Below are 17,251 nucleotides of genomic sequence, written 5' to 3' on the forward strand. Positions count from 1 at the left end.
TGTTGTGCCAACCTATGCCGAGGATCTCGCCCTCGCTCTCGAGCTCGCGGACATCGCCGATAGCATCACCACCGACCGTTTTCACGCCGCCGACCTGCAGGTGAAGTCCAAGCCGGATCTCACCCCCGTCTCCGATGCGGACACCGCCTGCGAGGAGGCACTGCGCGAGCGGCTGGCCATCGATCGCCCCCAGGACAGCATCCTGGGCGAGGAATTCGGCGGCGATACCACCATGGCTGGCCGGCAGTGGGTGATCGATCCCATCGATGGCACCAAGAATTTCGTCCGCGGCGTACCGGTGTGGTGCACCCTTATTTCTTTGCTTGTCGACGGCGAGCCCGTGGTGGGTGTGGTCTCCGCCCCAGCGCTCACCCGCCGCTGGTGGGCCAGCGCTGGCCAGGGCGCATGGGCGCAGCCCCACGGCGCCTCGCCACGCCGCATCCAGGTCTCCCAGGTAGCCTCTCTCGCGGATGCGTCCGTGTCCTTTTCCTCTTTGGCCGGCTGGCAGGAGCGCGGCCAGCTGGAGGAGTTTGTGCGCTTGAGCGAGGACACCTGGCGCCTGCGTGGCTATGGAGATTTCTTCTCCTATGCCCTGCTCGCGGAGGGGGCGGTAGATATTGCCCTCGAGCCGGAAGTCTCGCTCTGGGATCTCGCCGCGCTGAGCGTGCTGGTCACCGAAGCCGGCGGCCGCTTCACCTCGGTCGAGGGCGAGGAGGGCCCGCATGGCGGCAGCGCCCTAGCCAGCAATGGCCTGCTCCACGAGGAGCTGCTCAGCCGCTTCTCCCGCTAGGCACTAGCGCTGATAGCGTACTGCTCCCTGCATCCCTCCTGATGGAGGATGATGCAGGGAGCAGTGCGTGTATGTGGGTGCGCGCGTGGCGGCCGGTTTAGGCTAAGTCGATGAGCGACTGACCACCCTGGACGGAGTCGCCGGCTTCCACGTTGATGGTGGCCACGGTGCCATCGGCGGGCGCGGTGACCTCGGTTTCCATCTTCATGGCCTCGAGAACCACCAGCACCTGGCCGGCAGTGATCTCCTCGCCCTCGCTGACGAGCACCTTGCTGACCGAGCCGGACAGCGGCGCCACGACGGCATTAGCGGAGACACCCTGCACGGAGGCGGTGGCCGGTTCGGTGGACGGCGAGGAGCTGCCGCCGAACACGATCGGGCCGAGGGTGCGCTTGTCTTCTTCAACCTCAACGTCCACGCTGTAGGCGATGCCGTTGACGGTAACTTTCAGTTTCATGATGCTTATACCTTTAACAACTTGATCTACAGGTGAGTGGAGCGGGTCTGGATGATCTGGCGGCCTTGGTGTGCCCAGGTGCGGTGACGCTGGAAACGCACAGCCTTGACCTTGCCCTTATTGCCCATATAGGCCGACACGGCCGCGCTGATGGCAAAGAGCACATCCTCAGGAATGTCCTGATCCGAGCGAGCCCGGAGCTCCTTGACCTCATCCTCGAGCAGACTCACGCGAGTGTTGAGCTTTTGGATGAGCTGGTAGAGCTCGTCATTGCTTTTCGGTTTCATACTTATTTCTCCCTCGCTGCGTTCTCGGCGGCGGCTTAGGCCGGCCCCAGGCCGTGCTTCTTGAACGGGCGGGTGACGCGCTTATTGCGGAGCATCTCGAGCGCATTGGCGATGACCGCACGGGTATCAGCCGGGTCGATGATGTCATCCACCAAGCCGCGGGAAGCGGCCATATACGGGGTGGAGAAGGTGCGCTTGTACTCGGCCACCATCTCCTCGCGCTTAGCCTCGGGGTCCTCGGCATTGGCGATCTCCTTGCGGAAGACCACGTTCACCGCGCCCTCGGCACCCATCACCGCGATTTCCGCGGTGGGCCAGGCGAAGACGCGGTCTGCGCCCAGGTCCTTCGAGCACATGGCCAGGTGGGCGCCACCATAGGACTTGCGCAGCACCACGGTGACCTTCGGCACCGATGCGGCGGAGTAGGCGTAGAGCATCTTCGCGCCGTGGCGAATGATGCCACCGTGCTCCTGGGCCACGCCGGGCATGAAGCCGGGCACATCCACGAGAGTGACCAGCGGAATGTTGAAGGCGTTGCAGAAGCGGATGAAGCTGGAGCCCTTATCGGAGGAGTTGATGTCCAGCACACCGGAGACCACATTGGGCTGGTTAGCGATGATGCCGACGGTGCGGCCCACCATGCGGCCAAAGCCCACCACCATGTTGCGGGCGAAGCCCTCTTGGACCTCGAGGAAGTCTCCGTGGTCCACGATGCGGGCGATTACCTCGCGCACATCGTAGCCCTTCTTGCCTTCGACGGGGACGATATCGCGCAGCGACTCGTCGGGCTCCACCACGGGGTCGGGATCGACGATCGGCGGCTCTTCGGTGTTGTTCTGCGGCAGGAAGCTCAGCAGCTTCTGCGCGATGAGAATGGCCTGCTCATCATCGTCGGCGACGAAGTGAATATTGCCGGCCTTAGCCATATGGGCATCGGGGCCGCCGAGCTGCTCCGCAGTGACATCCTCACCGGTGACCGACTTGATCACACCGGGGCCGGTGATGAACATATTGGCCTTGCGGGTCTGGATGATGAAGTCCGTCAGTGCCGGCGAGTAGGCGGCGCCACCGGCGCAGGGGCCGGCAATGATGGACACCTGCGGCACGAGGCCGGACAGGGAGACGTTCTCGTAGAAGACCTTGCCGTAGCCGGAGAGGGAATCGATACCCTCCTGCACACGGGCTCCGCCGGAATCGTTGATGAACACGAAGGGCGTGCCCGTCACGCCAGCTTCGCGCATGGTCTGGGCCACCTTATTGGATTGGGTTTCGCCAGCGGAGCCGCCCATGACGGTGAAGTCCTGGGAGGCAACGTGCACCAGGCGGTCAAAGACCACGCCGGTGCCGGTGACCACACCATCGGCCGGGGCATTGGCCTTATCCATCCCGAAGTGGGTGGTGCGGTGCTTGGCAAACATGCCGGTTTCTTGGAAGGTGCCCGGATCCAGCAGCTTTTCTACGCGCTCGCGGGCAGTGAGCTTGCCGCGCTGGTGCTGCTTGTCGAGACGGTCCGCTCCCCCACCTTGAGAGACGCGCTCGCGTTCCTCGGCAAGGTGGTCGAGGCGTTCTTGCATTGTTGGCTCGTGAGTGTCAGCCATTGTCTACTGCTTTCCTCTTCTCGTATGTTTCTACGTGGCCCGCGTTTAGGCGGGCTCCACCTTGACGGTTTCGCTGCGGCCACCCACGGTGACGCGGTAGCTGATGGGTTCCCGCACGGCGTTGGCAGAGCCGGAGGCGGCCTCTGCTTCCTTCTTCATCTGTTCCTCGGTCTTGCCCACGTTCTTCGGGCCCTCGTGGCGGGTCTTGAAGAAGCCCGGTGCCACGGACGGGAACAGTGCGTTGGTGAGAACATCCTCGTCGGTGCCGTTGAAGCCATCGAGCTCCTCAGCAGCGCTGGTGAGCTGGTCCCACTCCGGCTCGAGCAGATCGGCCGGACGGCAGGTGATGGGCTCCTTCTTGGTCTGCTCCTCGGCCTGCTTGATCAGCTCAGGGTTACGCTCGCCGATGCACTCGCCGTAGTAACCGAGCATGAGATCGGCAAACTCGGCGGTGAGTACCTTGTAGCGACCCATGAGCACGTTGAACACGGCCTGGGTGCCGACGATCTGAGAGGAGGGGGTGACCAGCGGCGGGAAGCCGGCGTCCTTGCGCACGCGCGGCACTTCCTCCATCACCTCATCGATGCGGTCGCCCGCACCCTGGGCGGTGAGCTGGGACTCCATGTTGGAGAGCATGCCGCCGGGGATCTGAGAGAGGAAGATGTTGGTGTCCACCAGAGTCTTGGACTCGAACTCCTTGTACTTCGGGCGCACCTTCTTGAAGTGGTCACGGATAGTAATGAGCTTGTCCATGTCCAGATCGGTCTCGTAGTCGGTGCCCTCGAGCATCTCGACGAGAGACTCGGTGGGGTTGTGGCCCGGGCCGAGAGACATCGAGGAGATGGCGGTGTCCACGACATCGGCGCCGGCCTCAATAGCCTTCATCAGGGTGACCATGGTGACGCCCGTGGTGGAGTGGCAGTGCACGTTGATCTGCGTGTCCTCGCCGTAGGTCTCCTTGATACCGCGGATGATGTCATAGGCCGGCTGGGGCTTGAGCAGAGCGGCCATATCCTTCAGCGCAATGGAATCAGCACCCATGTCCAGCAGCCGACCAGCCTGCTTGATGTAGCCCTCCACGTCATGCAGCGGGGATACGGTGTAGCAGATGGTGCCCTGGGCGTGCTTGTCCACGTTCTTCACGGCCTGCATGGCGTGCTCGAGATTGCGCGGGTCATTCAACGCATCGAAGACGCGGAAGACATCCATGCCATTTTCTGCGGACTTCTCCACGAACTTATCCACCACGGTGTCCTCGTAGTGGCGGTAGCCGAGGAGGTTCTGACCGCGCAGCAGCATCTGCAGGCGCGAGTTGGGCAGCAGCTTGCGGAAGGTGCGCAGGCGCTCCCACGGGTCTTCGTTCAGGAATCGAATGCAGGCGTCATAGGTTGCGCCGCCCCAGCACTCCACGCTCCAGAAGCCTGCCTGGTCCATCTCCTCGCAGACATCGACCATGTCTTCCATGGCCAAACGAGTTGCAAACAGGCTTTGGTGCGCGTCGCGGAAAGCGACTTCGGTTACGCCGATCTTATGTGGGCTCATACTGCTTCACCCTAGTGGGATTAACGCCCCAGCGCAGATCACAGCCCACGAATGATCGGACACGATAGCGCAAGAAACCCACATTGACACAGGGAAGATTGCCTGCAATACCCCCACCCTCACCCCAGTAGTGAGTAAAACACAGCCTACCCCACAAAACCGGACATTCATCCCACGTCTTTGAATACATGGGCGCCCCCACAGACACCCATCTATGTGTGAGCAATCTCCTACCTCTGAACAATGTTCAGGTTACGGTAGCGTAGATTAACCCCCCCAAACGCACAAACCCCGACCCGCGCTCACGCGCGGATCGGGGAATATATAAAGCCTAAGAAGCTTTACTCGGTGCCGGCAATGTTGAAGTTGCCCAGGCTGATGAGCTCGTCAGAACCCCAGTCGGAGGAGAAGGTCTGGCCGTTGAACCACTCGCTGGAGAACTGGCCCTCAGCGAAGTCGACCTGCTCGGGCACGAAGTTCGGGGCGAAGGTGGGCAGGGAGCTGCCGACCTCTACGTACAGGTCCTTGATCGGCCCCTCAACGATTTCCTGGATCTGAAGAACGAAAGACATACACCGTCTCCTCTTGTCGTAGCCACCGCGTGACTGCTGTTTACGTACACACCAAACCCTAAGAGACAGACAAAACGATTGCAATAACTTTCCTAGCGTTAACCACCAGTTCATCTCAGTTTTCTTCGAGTAGAAATCTAGTTTCTCTAGGAAATGTTTTAAGGATCCTCCAGCTAAAGCGAGGATTTCCGGCGTAGCAGCGCCAGCCGTCCGCCGCCACACCGCTCCAGCGGGTCGAGATAGGGCAACCTCAGAAACCACCCCCTTTTGCTACCCCCACACCCCTAAAGTTCACTCAGAAACCTCCTCGGAAGCCGCCTATAACTCCGCCAGGCATCGCCTTTGCGCGCCCGCTCGATAAATCACCCCGTTCCCGTGTGAGCGACCGGCGATACTTCTATCACGCCCCTTAGCTGCAGGTTCCTACCTATAAGTCACTAGATATTCGGGACGAACTTTGTTGTCTTGTCCCCTATCGCGGCGAGAAAGGGTTACCTCAGATTCGGCGTTAGCCTCGCTGCGGATTTTTTTCGGACACATTCGCAGCCACTGGCATCTGCACCCCTCCTCCGGCCCTATGGGAAGACGCTCAGGCAGCGCGTCGCGCGGGACCCGCGCCCGAGAAAACACCATTCGACACAGGCCGCACCTAGCCACCACCGCGAAGAGTTCACGCAGGTGCTGAGAATTACAAACACCGCCCTCTCTAGCGAAATACGTGACGCTAGAGAGAGCGGCAATGAAAAAATAACTGTGCGTTTTAATCGAGAAATTCAGGAGGGAGCTCGCCGCTGCCCCAGTGCGCGCTAGCGGGCGTAGCTATTGTCCACTCGCCGGTCCGCCTTGCGCCCAGGATGGGCCGGCACCTCGGCCTGCGGGTCGGGGTATCCCATCGCCACGATCACCGCAACGCTGCGATCGTCTCGCCCACCAAGGCCGATGATCTCCTTGACCGCCTCATCGTTCCACCCGGTGGTGGGGTTGGTGGCCAGCCCTTCTGCCTGTGCCGCCAGCAAGGCGGTGCCGGCCGCGAGGGTGGCGTCGATAATCGCAGCTTGTCGACGCTGCCCCGCCGATTGTTGTTGCTTGTAGCCGCGCACATAGTCCGCCTTAGCGCCGAGGATTTCCTCGGCATCCTCTGGCCACATCTCCGTGCGGCCCACGAAGATGAGCACCGCCGGGGCATCCGCAAATTGCTGCTGGCCCGAGGAATCCGTGAGCGCCTGACGCAGCTCGGGGTCAGTGACCACCACAACATCACGCAACTGCAGGTTGAACGCACTCGGCGCTTCGAGCGTCGAGGACACAACCCGATCCAGCACAGCGTCAGGGATTGGAGTGTCCGCATAGGCGCGAACGGTGCGGCGTTGTGCAATCAAATTGTGAACGAGAGAAGACGTGTTATCCATGCCCCCTACAACAGTGAGAATCAGCTGTTATTCCATGCCCTCGCCGTGTACACGGGACTGGGGTGGAGGCCCTTCCGAGCCACGCACCCGCGGCACTCTCGCCTAAGAGCAGATACCACCCAGTCGGCGCCGCCTGCGCACCAGGTGGCCCTCCACCCATCCGGATCCACCGGCAACTGAGACACTCCGGCCGAGAGGAGCCAGTTCGGGCTTGACATCCCCTGTGAGAGCCATAATAGTTAGGATAGCTTTTACTAACTAATAACTAAGGATTGGGCTCGTGAACTTCACCACTCGTGATTTCATCAACGTCGGCATTTTCTCTGCCCTGTACTTCGTGGTCATCTTCGCCATCGGCATGGTGAGCCTTCTTGGGCCGGCATTCATGTTTGTTGGCTGGGCCCTGGCAATTCTCATCAACGGCGCCGTCATCGCGCTCTACTCCGCCCGCGTGCCAAAGATGGGGGCGCTGGCCCTCCTCGGCCTCATTAATGCGCTGCTGTTCATTGCCACCAGCCAATGGTGGGGCAGCGCAGTGGTGATGGTGATCATTGGCCTCGCCGCCGACTACCTCAAGAACAAGCACTTTCCGCTCGCCTACGCTGTGTTTACGCTGTGGCTCATCATCCCCGTGCTGCCCGCAGTCGTCAACGCCGATAAATACTATGCCGAACTCACCGAACAGATGGGACCTGAATACGCTGAGCAGATGCGTGAGCTGTTCTCTAACTGGGTGGTGGCTATCTGGTTCGTCGCCCTATTCATTCTCGGCTACGCCGGTGGACTACTGGGTAGGAAACTAAATAGGCGCAACTTCCAGCGTGCTGGCTTGGCCTAATGCACACCTGGGGCTTTATGCACGGCACTATTGTCACCTCGTTGCCCTCTGGCACTACGCCGCCCGCCCACCAGAATCCAGCACACTCATCCTCCTAGTGCTGACCGCCAACGCCCTCTCCCCGCATGCCATCACTGGCGAGCCATACGCATCATCGCTGCACTTTTCTACCCCGCTGCCGATGAGTGCCAGCAGCGAGGCGCTTGTGGCTGGCGGCGTCGAGCGATTGACGCGGTCTATCTTCCCCGCAGCAGGTGGCAACTCCATAGGAAGGACATGGAGAGGCGCGCCATGCTACTGACCCGCGCACACCCCATAGGAGAAATTAGGTTAGCCTTAAAAAAACAATGGAAGCGATGCTAGCAATAATGGTTAGCGCTCTTTGACCATTAGCCAAGGAGAGGGTTCGTGAACGCCACTACTCGCGACTTCGTCACCGTCTGTGTCTTCTCGTCTCGACCTCGTTGTCTTCGGTACCTGCTTAGCGCGCTTCTTTGGCCCCGCATTCCTGCTCGTCGGCTGTTTCTCGGCAATCCTGATCAACTGCGTGATCGTCACCCTCCACCTCACTCGCCCATTACAGGTGAGCATCCTTTGACACCGGAAGGTTTCTCCCCCGGACTGGATACGCACAGACGTGAGGTACACCTGCGCCGATCTCGACCCGAGGACACGCGGCAGATGCGCCGACTACGCCATTCATTGTCCCCGATACACAAAGATTGAGATAACCATTTAAGGACCACACCATGGCTGAATCCTCCGGCGCTGATAAACGCGCCGCTGGCAAAAAATCTTTGAACGAACTGCTCGAGCCGGTCAAAGGCCGCATCATGGCGGCACGAATACTAGCCGCCATCTCCGCAGTTCTCGGAGTTGCGCCATATGTCGCCCTCGTGCGACTCGGCGAGGAGCTACTTCCGGCTTATGATGCCGGTATCGCGCCCGACCCGGATCGCGTCAATACCATCGTGCTGGTGCTCATCGGCACCTTCTTGACCCAGCTTTCTATCTACACGCTGGCGCTGGCCATCGCGCACTTCGCAGACCTCAAACTCAACCAAGTCTTGCGCGAAAGAATCATCCACCGCATTTCTACTGCCCCTCTGGCCTGGTTTAGTGACCGCACCTCGGGGCGTATCCGCAAGGCAATGCAAGACGATGTGAAGACCCTGCACACACTCGTCGCCCACTCCCCAGTGGAACAGACTGTTGCCTCAATCGCACCGCTGGCCTTCATCACCTACGCCTTCATTGTGGACTGGCGCTTGGGCCTATTGTCCATCGCCACTGTGCCTATTTACCTAGCTATGCACGCGTGGATGATCTCCAATATGGGCGAGAAAACCGCCGAAATGGACAACTACCTCGGCGATGTCTCGGCCACCGCAGTGGAGTTCGCCGATGGCATTAACGTCGTCAAGGCCTTCGGCCGAGTCGGTCAAGCTCATTCTCGCTACCAGACGGCAGCGGATAATTTCGCCAAATTCTATCTCGCGTGGGTGAACCCCATGTTGCGGATCGGTGCTCTTTCCGAAGCCGTGATCGCTATCCCCGTATTGTTCTTTGTGAACTTGGGTGGCGGCGCTGCTCTGGTCCACGCCGGCTATGTCAACCCCGTCGATGTTCTAGCCACCAGCTTGATTGCCGTAGTTGTGCCCCTGTCGCTTCAGGCTATCGGCCGTTCGGTGTGGGCGTATCAGCTCGCCGGGAACTCGGCACTACGCATTAGAGAGATTCTCAGTGGCCCGACGCTGCCCGCTCCTGAGCACGCGGAAACACCGGCAGATAGCACCGTGCAGTTCTCTGGGGTGTCCTTCGCCTATGGCGACAATACTGCACTCTCCGATATCAACCTCACCCTCGAGCCACAGACCGTTACCGCCCTGGTTGGCCCATCCGGATCGGGTAAATCCACCTTAGCGACCATGGTTGCGCGCTTCCAAGACCCCACCGAGGGCACAGTCAGTATCGGCGGGGCCGATATTCGCTCCATCCCCGCCGACACTCTGTATAAGCATGTGGCCTTCGTGCTGCAGGATCCCCAGCTTCCGGAAATGAGCATCCGCGACAATATCGCCCTGGCCCGCCCAGATGCGAGCGAGGACGATATCTGGCAGGCCGCTGCAGCTGCCCAGCTCGCCGAGGATATTCGCGAGCTTCCCGATGGGCTAGACACCATCGTTGGCGGCTCGAGCCGGCTTTCGGGTGGCCAGCGCCAGCGCATTGCCATCGCCCGAGCATTACTCGCCGACGCCCCGATTCTCATTCTCGATGAGGCAACCGCGGCAACTGATCCCGATTGCGAAGCCGAAATCCAAGCCGCGTTGAACCGTTTGGTTGTCGGCCGCACGGTGCTGGTGATTGGCCACAAGCCGGAGTCGGTACAAGGAGCAGACATGGTGGTTCGCCTGACTGCTGGTCGTATTAATAAGGTCCTGCGCGGTGATGACGTCACTCCGCAGTCCGTTGCTGAGCTGATGGAGGTTTCCGCCCGATGAATACATCACTACGCGCCACTATGCAGGACCCGTTGCTGCTGAAGGTCTCACGGGGCATGTTTACAGACGAAGGCTGGGCTCTGCAGCGTCGGCATATCGTTCTATCCATCATTATCGGCGCGATCGAAGGTGCCGCCCTGCTGACGCTCCTCCCGCTGACGTTGTCACTGGCCACGGGGCAAGCCGAATGGGGCTTAGAAACCACGGGGTGGCTGCTCATTTTGGCCGTGCTCGCACTCGCCGGCGCTGTGTTGCGGTATATCAACACCCGCGTTGGCTCTGATTCCGCCCTCGATCTCATTAAGAATCTGCACCGACTGCTCGGCAATGCTCTTGCCTCATTGCCGCTGGGGTGGTTCCGCAGCTCCCGCACTGGCGGCCTATCGCAACTAGTCAGCGATGGCTTTTTGCTCATCGGTGAGCTGCAAGCACGCATAGTCGGTCAGATTTCGGCCAACACCGCAACGCTGGTGGTCATTGTTGCTGGCTCCTGGTTGTGGAACCCTGTCCTCGGTCTGACACTCACTGTTATTGCGCTCGTGACCTACGTGGTATTAATTATCGCGCAGTCGATCAAGCGGAAAGCCTCGGAAAAGGTTGTTCCTTCCACGCAGAACTTGTCTCACCGCATTGTGGAATTTTCTGCCTGCCAGCCGGCATTGCGCGCCGCCGGCAGGGCCGATGATTTCGAGCCGCTGATTCAATCGGGCCGCGACAATGACAAAGCTCGCAACCGAGATGCGTGGGTGAGTCTCATTCCAAGCGCTATGAGTGGCGTGATGATGCAGCTGCTCGTGGTGCTGATTGTGACCGGTGCGGCGAACCTCGCCATCGATGGCACCCTGCCCCCTTTGCAGACCCTCGCGATTATCGGTTTGACCCTGCGCTACTCCCAGATCCTGTCCGAACTGGGCAATCTCTTCATCGGCGTAGACGCAATCCGCCCACCCTTAAACCAGGCCAGCGCCATTATGGACGCTCCCCGGCTACCGGAGCCTGCACAGCCCGCGACGCTCACTGCACCCGGCACTGTTGAGTTCTCCGATGTGAGCTTCGGCTACAACGCCGACCAGCCTGTTCTGCGCGATATCAGTTTCTCCGTCCCCCGCCACCACATGGTTGCCATCGTCGGCCCCTCCGGCTCCGGCAAAACCACTATCGCCCGGCTGATCTCTCGGTTCTGGGACGTTAATTCCGGTGTCGTCCGCGTCGGTGGCGTCGATGTACGCGAGCAGACCACCGAGCAGCTCATGCAACAACTGTCCATGGTGTTCCAGGACGTCTACCTCTTCGATGACACCCTGATGGAAAATATCCGCGTCGGCCGCCCCGATGCTTCCGACGAAGAGGTCCGCGCTGCTGGCGAACTCGCCGGTGTCACCACTATCGCCGAACATTTGCCCCAGGGCTGGGATTCCCGTGTCGGTGAGGGTGGCCGGTCCCTCTCCGGCGGCGAACGGCAACGCGTCTCGGTCGCCCGCGCCCTGCTCAAAAAAGCACCCATCGTGCTCCTCGACGAAGCAACCAGCGCCCTAGACGCAGAAAACGAAGCCAATATTGTTGCCAGCGTCGACAAGCTCCGCGACGAAGCAACAGTACTCGTCATCGCACACAAACTCGACACCGTACGAGAAGCAGACCACATCATCGTACTCAGCGACGACGGCCACATCGCCGAACACGGCACCCACACCGAACTCTACGCAGCCAACGGACCCTACCGCCGCTTCTGGAACCGCCGCGAAGCAGCCTCCGGCTGGAGCATCACCACCCAAAGCTAAACAACGCCCCGCGCCGCGGGAGCAACCACACCACGGCACATGTCGGCACCGCCGATGTGTGCCGTGGTTTTGCTACTACACGGTTGTATCGAGACCATAAGAGGGCACGTCAGACTATTCAGGCCCCACCCCACTCGCTCGCCGACGCTGAGGATGCAGCGGCCGCCCGCGGCACGGCAGGCTCGCCCTCTGCTGCCCGCGCCCCCGTTATAGGGACTAACCCGAGCCCGTGAGCACTCGCACACTCGCAGCGCGCCCCACGCCATGAACACAGCATTCTCCCTGCTCAACGACTACGACACACCACACGCACACCTTGCCACGCGCGCGGATTCACCAAAGACTCCCACTCCCCCATCACCACACCTCAAGCCAACCTTGACACCCCCCTACGAAGAGTAACAATAGTTAGGGTAGGTTCCACTAACTATTCCCTAAGGTAGGACTCGTGAAGTTCACAACCCGTGATTTCATCAACGTCGGCATCTTCTCTGCCCTCTACTTCGTCGTCGTCTTCGCCATCGGCATGATCGGCTTCTTCGGCCCCGCATTCATGTTCGTCGGCTGGACCCTCTCCATCCTCATCGATGGCGCAGTCATTGCCCTCTACTCCACCCGCGTCCCGAAAGTCGGCGCACTAGCCCTCCTCGGCCTCATCAACGCCCTCCTATTCATCGCCACCGGCCACTGGTGGGGCATCGCAATAGTCATGGTGCTACTCGGCCTCGCCGCCGATCTCCTCAAGAACAAAAACTTCCCCCTCGCCTACGCCATCTTCACCCTGTGGTTCATCAGCCCCCTCGTGCCCGCCATCGTCAACGCCGACACCTACTACGCCGAACTCACCGAACAGATGGGCGCCGAATACACCGAGCAGATGCGTGCGCTATTCACCAACTGGGTCGTAGCCATCTGGTTCATCATGCTCTTCATCCTCGGCTACGCCGGCGGCCTACTCGGCAAGAAACTCAATAAGCGCAACTTCCAACGAGCAGGACTCGCCTAATGACCACCAGAGACTTCATCAACGTCGGCATATTCACCGCGTTGTATATCGCGGTTGTCTTGCTCACCGGCATGATCGAATTAGCCGGTCCGGCGTTCATGTTCATCGGCATCCTCATTGGCATTCTGGCCAACGGTATGGTTGTGGGTGTATACGCCTCCCGCGTCCCGAAATTCGGTGCGCTGACCCTGCTGGCGCTCATCACTAGTATCCTTTTCGTCGCATTCGGCAACTGGTGGGCCATGCTCATCCTCGCCCCGCTGCTGGGGCTTGCCGCCGATGCGATCCTCAAGGCCACGAAGAATTTCCCCTTAGCCTACGGCGTGTTCAGCATCTGGCTGGTCATCGGCTGGCTACCCGTCATCTTCAACAGCGACGAGTTTTGGGCTGATGTCGCGGAGCGGATGAACCCGGAGTACGCCGACTCCATCTCCGCTGTGCTCAACGGCCCCGTGCTGCTCATCTGGGCTATCGGCATGTTCATTGTCGGTGTCCTCGGAGGGCTGCTTGGGCAGCGCCTGAGCCACCGTAATTTCCAGCGCGCTGGTCTGGCATGACACCCATCCCCGAACCGCGGCCGCTGTCTCGCCCCGACCCCCGAACTGTGCTGCTGACGCTCCTCACGGTCAACGCACTGGCGCTGGGGGCGACGACGAGAACAGTAGAGATCGCCGCCGCAGTCGTCGTGTTTACGGCACTGGCGACATTGCGGCGACCGAAGCCCTTCTTCGGGTTCCTCATCTTCTGGCTGTTCTTCGTCTTCGGCTACGAGATCATCATCAACGCCGGCGCCTCCACCACCCTGGCGTTGCTCTCCGGTATCGGATACTGGTTATCGCGGTTTGGCCTGGTCATCGCCGCCGCCTACTGGGCTGTATCTTCTATCCGCCCCACCGAGCTCATCGATGCGCTCAAGCGGCTACACGCACCGAATTTCCTGGTCGTGCCGCTGGCAGTGGTCTTTCGCATGTTCCCCGTTATCGCCACCGAGGCGCGCGCCGTCGTCGATGCGATGACACTGCGCGGCATCCGCCCCACCGGCTGGTCCATGATGGCCCACCCCCTACGTACCGCGGAACTTATTGTCATCCCCCTGCTGACCACTGTGGTCCGCGCCGGCGATGAGCTCGCGGCTGCGGCCATGATTCGTGGCCTCGGCGGGCCGCGCAAGCCGACCTCCATCATGCAACCGCGCTTCCGCCCCGTCGACGCCGTCCTCATCCTCGCCGTTATTGCACTGATCATCCTTGCCCAAAGCGATTGGGAGCTGCCGCTATGACTATCAGCGTCGCGGACGTTCATTTCCGCTACACCTTCGGCACCAACGGTGAACTCACCGAGCATGGCCTGAGCGATATCACCTTCAGCGCCGAAGCTGGCACGCTCACAGTGCTATGCGGCGCCTCCGGCTCGGGAAAAACCACTGGGCTACGCCTTCTTAATGGGCTGGTACCCAATTTCCATCCCGGCACGCTCACCGGCACGGTCACGGTGGCCGGCACCGATGTGCCCAACCAGCCGCTGCACGATGCGCTGCTCACCTCCGCCACGGTGTTCCAGAACCCGCGCACCCAGTTCTTCACCGACGAGGTCACCAGCGAGCTGGCCTTCGGCAATGAAAACCTCGGGATTCCGGCCGAGGACACCATCGCCCGCATTCGCGCGGCGGCGAAAGAAACCAACACAGAGCACCTTATTGGCCGAAAACTCAACGAACTGTCTGGCGGTCAAACTCAGCGGGTTGCCTGCGCCGCCGCAATCGCCAGCCAAGCACCGGTACTTCTTTTCGATGAACCCTCATCCAATCTCTCCCCGGATGCCATCGACGATTTGCACGATATCCTCGCCCACCAAAAAGCCGCTGGGCGCACCATCGTTGTCGCTGAGCACCGACTCTACTTCCTCCGCGACCTCGCGGACCAGGTGCTCTATTTCCGCGATGGCCGGCTGGCACACCGCTTCACCGGCGAAGAGTTCTTTGCGCTTTCCGACGCTCAGCGCCGCGAATTGGGGCTGCGCCGGATCACCCCACCGGAGGGCACGCATCCTCCCGCGCCACCAAAGGGCAGCGCTGGCCTGCAGCTGGAGAATATTCGCTTCAGTTATCTCTCGAAGCAGATTCTCGATATCCCTGAGGCATCCTTCCCAGCCGGCGCTATCACCGCCCTGACCGGACCAAATGGCTGCGGTAAAACCACGCTGGCGCGCCTATTGTGCGGCCTGAGTTCGCCGGCGCGCGGCGGCACCATAAGCATCAACGGCACCCCCATGCGCAGTGCCGCCCGCACCAAGGCCAGCTATATCGTCATGCAGGACGTGAGCCGTCAGCTCTTCGCCGAGGCCGTGGAGGACGAGATCACCCTCGGTCACACCGCCTCTGAACGCGAGGCTATCGACGTCAGCACGCTTCTCGCCCAGCTCGATCTCGACGGGTTAGAAGATCGCCACCCCCAGTCGCTCTCCGGCGGGCAGCGGCAACGGCTCGTCATTGCCTCAGCAATGGCCCAGAACAAACAGGTACACATCCTCGATGAGCCCACCTCGGGTGTCGGCCAGGCTCATCTGGTCGCTATTGCTGAGCGGATGCGGCAGCTTGCCGACGCTGGTGCGGTGGTCATCGTTATCACCCACGACGAGGAACTTATCGAGGAGTGCGCGGATTACGTCGTTCACCTTCCAGATATCAACAGGAAGACACATGGATAATAAATATCAGGCGGGAAAAACCGCTCTCAATGAATTCCTCTCCCCGATCCAGAAGCAGATCTGGATTGCTCGGATCCTCTCAGCACTATCCGCAATACTTCGGGTCGCGCCCTATGTCGCACTGGTCCGGCTCGGCGAGGAGCTTCTTTCACCTACGACCGACCCCGACCGGGTGCGCACCATCGTCTACTTCTTGATCGGCACGTTCATTCTGCAGATCCTGCTGTTCACCTTGGGTTTGGCGGTCACCCACTTCGCGGATCTTAAGCTCAACCGAATTCTGCGCGACCGCATTATTGAACACATTTCGCACGCCCCACTGGCGTGGTTTAGCGATAAAAACTCTGGCCGAGTACGCAAAGCCGTGCAGGACGATGTCAAAACCTTGCACATGCTCGTCGCACACGCCCCCGCGGAAAGCACCGCAGCTGTTATCGCCCCCATCGCACTGGTCGTTTATGCCTTTATCGTCGACTGGCGGTTGGGGTTGCTGTCTATCGCCACACTGCCGATCTACATCGCGGTACAAGCCTGGATGATGTCGTCCATGGGAGAAAAGACCGCCCGCATGGATGACCACCTCGGCAACGTCTCGGCGACTGCCACCGAATTTGCCGATGGCATCGCCGTGGTGAAAACCTTCGGCAGGGTCGGCCAGGCGCACCGCCGCTACCGGGATGCCGCCAACACCTTCAGCAAGTTTTATCTCGACTGGGTGGGACCGATGCTGCGCATCTCCGGCTTGGCCGAGTCCACGATCAGTGTGTCGGTGCTCGTGTTGATCAACCTCGGCGGTGGCGCCTGGTTGGTTTCCCAGGGTTACGTCAATCCGGCCGATGTGATTGCGACCAGCCTGATCGCCCTGATGGTTCCTTTGGCCATCACCACGATGGGCAACTCCATGTGGGCCTATCAGATGGCAGGCAACGCCGCCCTACGCGTCAAGGATGTATTAGACAGTCCCTCTCTGAATCCGCCAGAGGAGCCGGAACATCCGCGCGATAACACCGTGGAGTTCCACAACGTTTCCTTCTCTTATGGCGAGAATACGGCGCTTTCCGACGTCTCCCTGACGCTGAACCCAGGCACCGTCACTGCGCTCATCGGCCCGTCGGGCTCCGGTAAGTCAACGCTGGCCACAATGGTGGCACGCTTCCAAGATCCCACCTCTGGCACGGTGACAATTGGTGGTGCAGACGTACGGAATATTCCTACCGCGGAGCTCTATGAGCGCGTGTCCTTCGTGCTCCAAGACCCGCAATTGCCGGAGATGTCCGTGCGCGACAATATCGCTCTCGCCTGCCCCGATGCCTCCCTCGAGGATGTCTGGCAGGCCGCTGCTGACGCCCAGATTGCCGAGGATATTCGCTCCCTGCCTTTGGGCTTGGACACCATCACCACTGATCTTTCTGGCGGCCAGCGCCAGCGCATTGCCATCGCGCGGGCATTGCTTGCCGACGCCCCGATCCTCGTTTTGGACGAGGCAACAGCAGCAACGGACACCGACTGTGAAGCGGAAATTCAAGCAGCGTTGAACCGGCTCGTCGTGGGCCGCACTGTATTGGTTATCGCACATAAGCCGGAGTCGGTTCTCGGAGCCGACATGGTGGTGCACCTTGTCGGCGGCCGTATCCACACCATCCTTCGCGGCGCGGATGTCACTACCGACGCCGTTACCGAGCTCATGCAAGGAGCAGTCTCGTGAGCGTCTCCGTTATCCGCAGCCCTCTCCTCATCGGACCTATCCGCCGCCTCCTCACCGAC

At 60.6% G+C, this 17,251-nt stretch carries 16 protein-coding genes; 10 read left to right on the forward strand and 6 right to left on the reverse strand.

All coding sequences use genetic code 11. The features are described 5' to 3' along the window. Positions 1–4 precede the first annotated feature (4 nt). Positions 5–790: a histidinol-phosphatase gene (gene hisN, locus KR227_RS09875; RefSeq protein WP_218365183.1), complete on the forward strand. Its 786-nt coding sequence runs from the start codon at positions 5–7 to the stop codon at positions 788–790. 97 nt (positions 791–887) lie between these two features. Here hisN and KR227_RS09880 read toward each other — a convergent pair whose 3' ends face one another. From KR227_RS09880 to KR227_RS09905, 6 genes are all read right to left on the reverse strand, one after another. Further along, positions 888–1,247 carry a biotin/lipoyl-containing protein gene (locus KR227_RS09880; protein ID WP_151550212.1) on the reverse strand — a complete coding sequence of 120 codons (360 nt, stop codon included), beginning with the start codon at positions 1,245–1,247 and terminating at the stop codon, positions 888–890. 26 nt (positions 1,248–1,273) lie between these two features. Beyond that, entirely contained in the window at positions 1,274–1,534 is a 261-nt protein-coding gene (locus KR227_RS09885; protein ID WP_151550211.1) for a hypothetical protein, read from the reverse strand. 35 nt (positions 1,535–1,569) lie between these two features. After that, entirely contained in the window at positions 1,570–3,132 is a 1,563-nt protein-coding gene (locus KR227_RS09890) for an acyl-CoA carboxylase subunit beta (RefSeq protein WP_218365184.1), read from the reverse strand. Between the two features lie 45 nt (positions 3,133–3,177). Further along, positions 3,178–4,674, reverse strand: coding sequence for a methylmalonyl-CoA carboxytransferase subunit 5S (locus tag KR227_RS09895; RefSeq protein ID WP_218365185.1), 1,497 nt, complete (start codon positions 4,672–4,674; stop codon positions 3,178–3,180). 341 nt (positions 4,675–5,015) lie between these two features. Further along, positions 5,016–5,246: a hypothetical protein gene (locus KR227_RS09900; RefSeq protein WP_218365186.1), complete on the reverse strand. Its 231-nt coding sequence runs from the start codon at positions 5,244–5,246 to the stop codon at positions 5,016–5,018. Between the two features lie 806 nt (positions 5,247–6,052). Then, entirely contained in the window at positions 6,053–6,655 is a 603-nt protein-coding gene (locus KR227_RS09905; protein WP_218365187.1) for a nitroreductase family protein, read from the reverse strand. 280 nt (positions 6,656–6,935) lie between these two features. Here KR227_RS09905 and KR227_RS09910 point away from each other — a divergent pair, with 280 nt between their 5' ends. From KR227_RS09910 to KR227_RS09950, 9 genes are all read left to right on the forward strand, one after another. Next, positions 6,936–7,493, forward strand: coding sequence for an MptD family putative ECF transporter S component (locus KR227_RS09910; protein WP_218365188.1), 558 nt, complete (start codon positions 6,936–6,938; stop codon positions 7,491–7,493). A gap of 442 nt (positions 7,494–7,935) precedes the next feature. Next, complete coding sequence (locus KR227_RS09915) at positions 7,936–8,091, forward strand: hypothetical protein (RefSeq protein WP_218365189.1); 156 nt, start codon at positions 7,936–7,938, stop codon at positions 8,089–8,091. A 151-nt stretch (positions 8,092–8,242) separates the two neighbouring features. After that, entirely contained in the window at positions 8,243–9,994 is a 1,752-nt protein-coding gene (locus tag KR227_RS09920; RefSeq protein WP_218365190.1) for an ABC transporter ATP-binding protein, read from the forward strand. Next, positions 9,991–11,775: an ABC transporter ATP-binding protein gene (locus KR227_RS09925; RefSeq protein ID WP_255549288.1), complete on the forward strand. Its 1,785-nt coding sequence runs from the start codon at positions 9,991–9,993 to the stop codon at positions 11,773–11,775. The genes KR227_RS09920 and KR227_RS09925 overlap by 4 nt, the downstream gene beginning before the upstream one ends. 448 nt (positions 11,776–12,223) lie before the next feature. Then, positions 12,224–12,781 carry an MptD family putative ECF transporter S component gene (locus KR227_RS09930; protein ID WP_218365191.1) on the forward strand — a complete coding sequence of 186 codons (558 nt, stop codon included), beginning with the start codon at positions 12,224–12,226 and terminating at the stop codon, positions 12,779–12,781. Next, complete coding sequence (locus KR227_RS09935) at positions 12,781–13,338, forward strand: MptD family putative ECF transporter S component (protein ID WP_218365192.1); 558 nt, start codon at positions 12,781–12,783, stop codon at positions 13,336–13,338. Before KR227_RS09930 ends, KR227_RS09935 begins: the two co-directional genes overlap by 1 nt. Continuing rightward, complete coding sequence (locus tag KR227_RS09940) at positions 13,335–14,060, forward strand: energy-coupling factor transporter transmembrane component T (protein ID WP_218365193.1); 726 nt, start codon at positions 13,335–13,337, stop codon at positions 14,058–14,060. The genes KR227_RS09935 and KR227_RS09940 overlap by 4 nt, the downstream gene beginning before the upstream one ends. Then, complete coding sequence (locus KR227_RS09945) at positions 14,057–15,487, forward strand: ABC transporter ATP-binding protein (protein ID WP_218365194.1); 1,431 nt, start codon at positions 14,057–14,059, stop codon at positions 15,485–15,487. Before KR227_RS09940 ends, KR227_RS09945 begins: the two co-directional genes overlap by 4 nt. Beyond that, a complete protein-coding gene (locus tag KR227_RS09950; RefSeq protein WP_218365195.1) occupies positions 15,480–17,192 on the forward strand; it encodes an ABC transporter ATP-binding protein in 1,713 nt (570 codons plus the stop codon). The genes KR227_RS09945 and KR227_RS09950 overlap by 8 nt, the downstream gene beginning before the upstream one ends. Positions 17,193–17,251 lie beyond the last annotated feature (59 nt).

Source organism: Corynebacterium sp. TAE3-ERU30 (assembly GCF_019209925.1).
Classification (GTDB): Bacteria; Actinomycetota; Actinomycetes; order Mycobacteriales; family Mycobacteriaceae; genus Corynebacterium; species Corynebacterium megadyptis.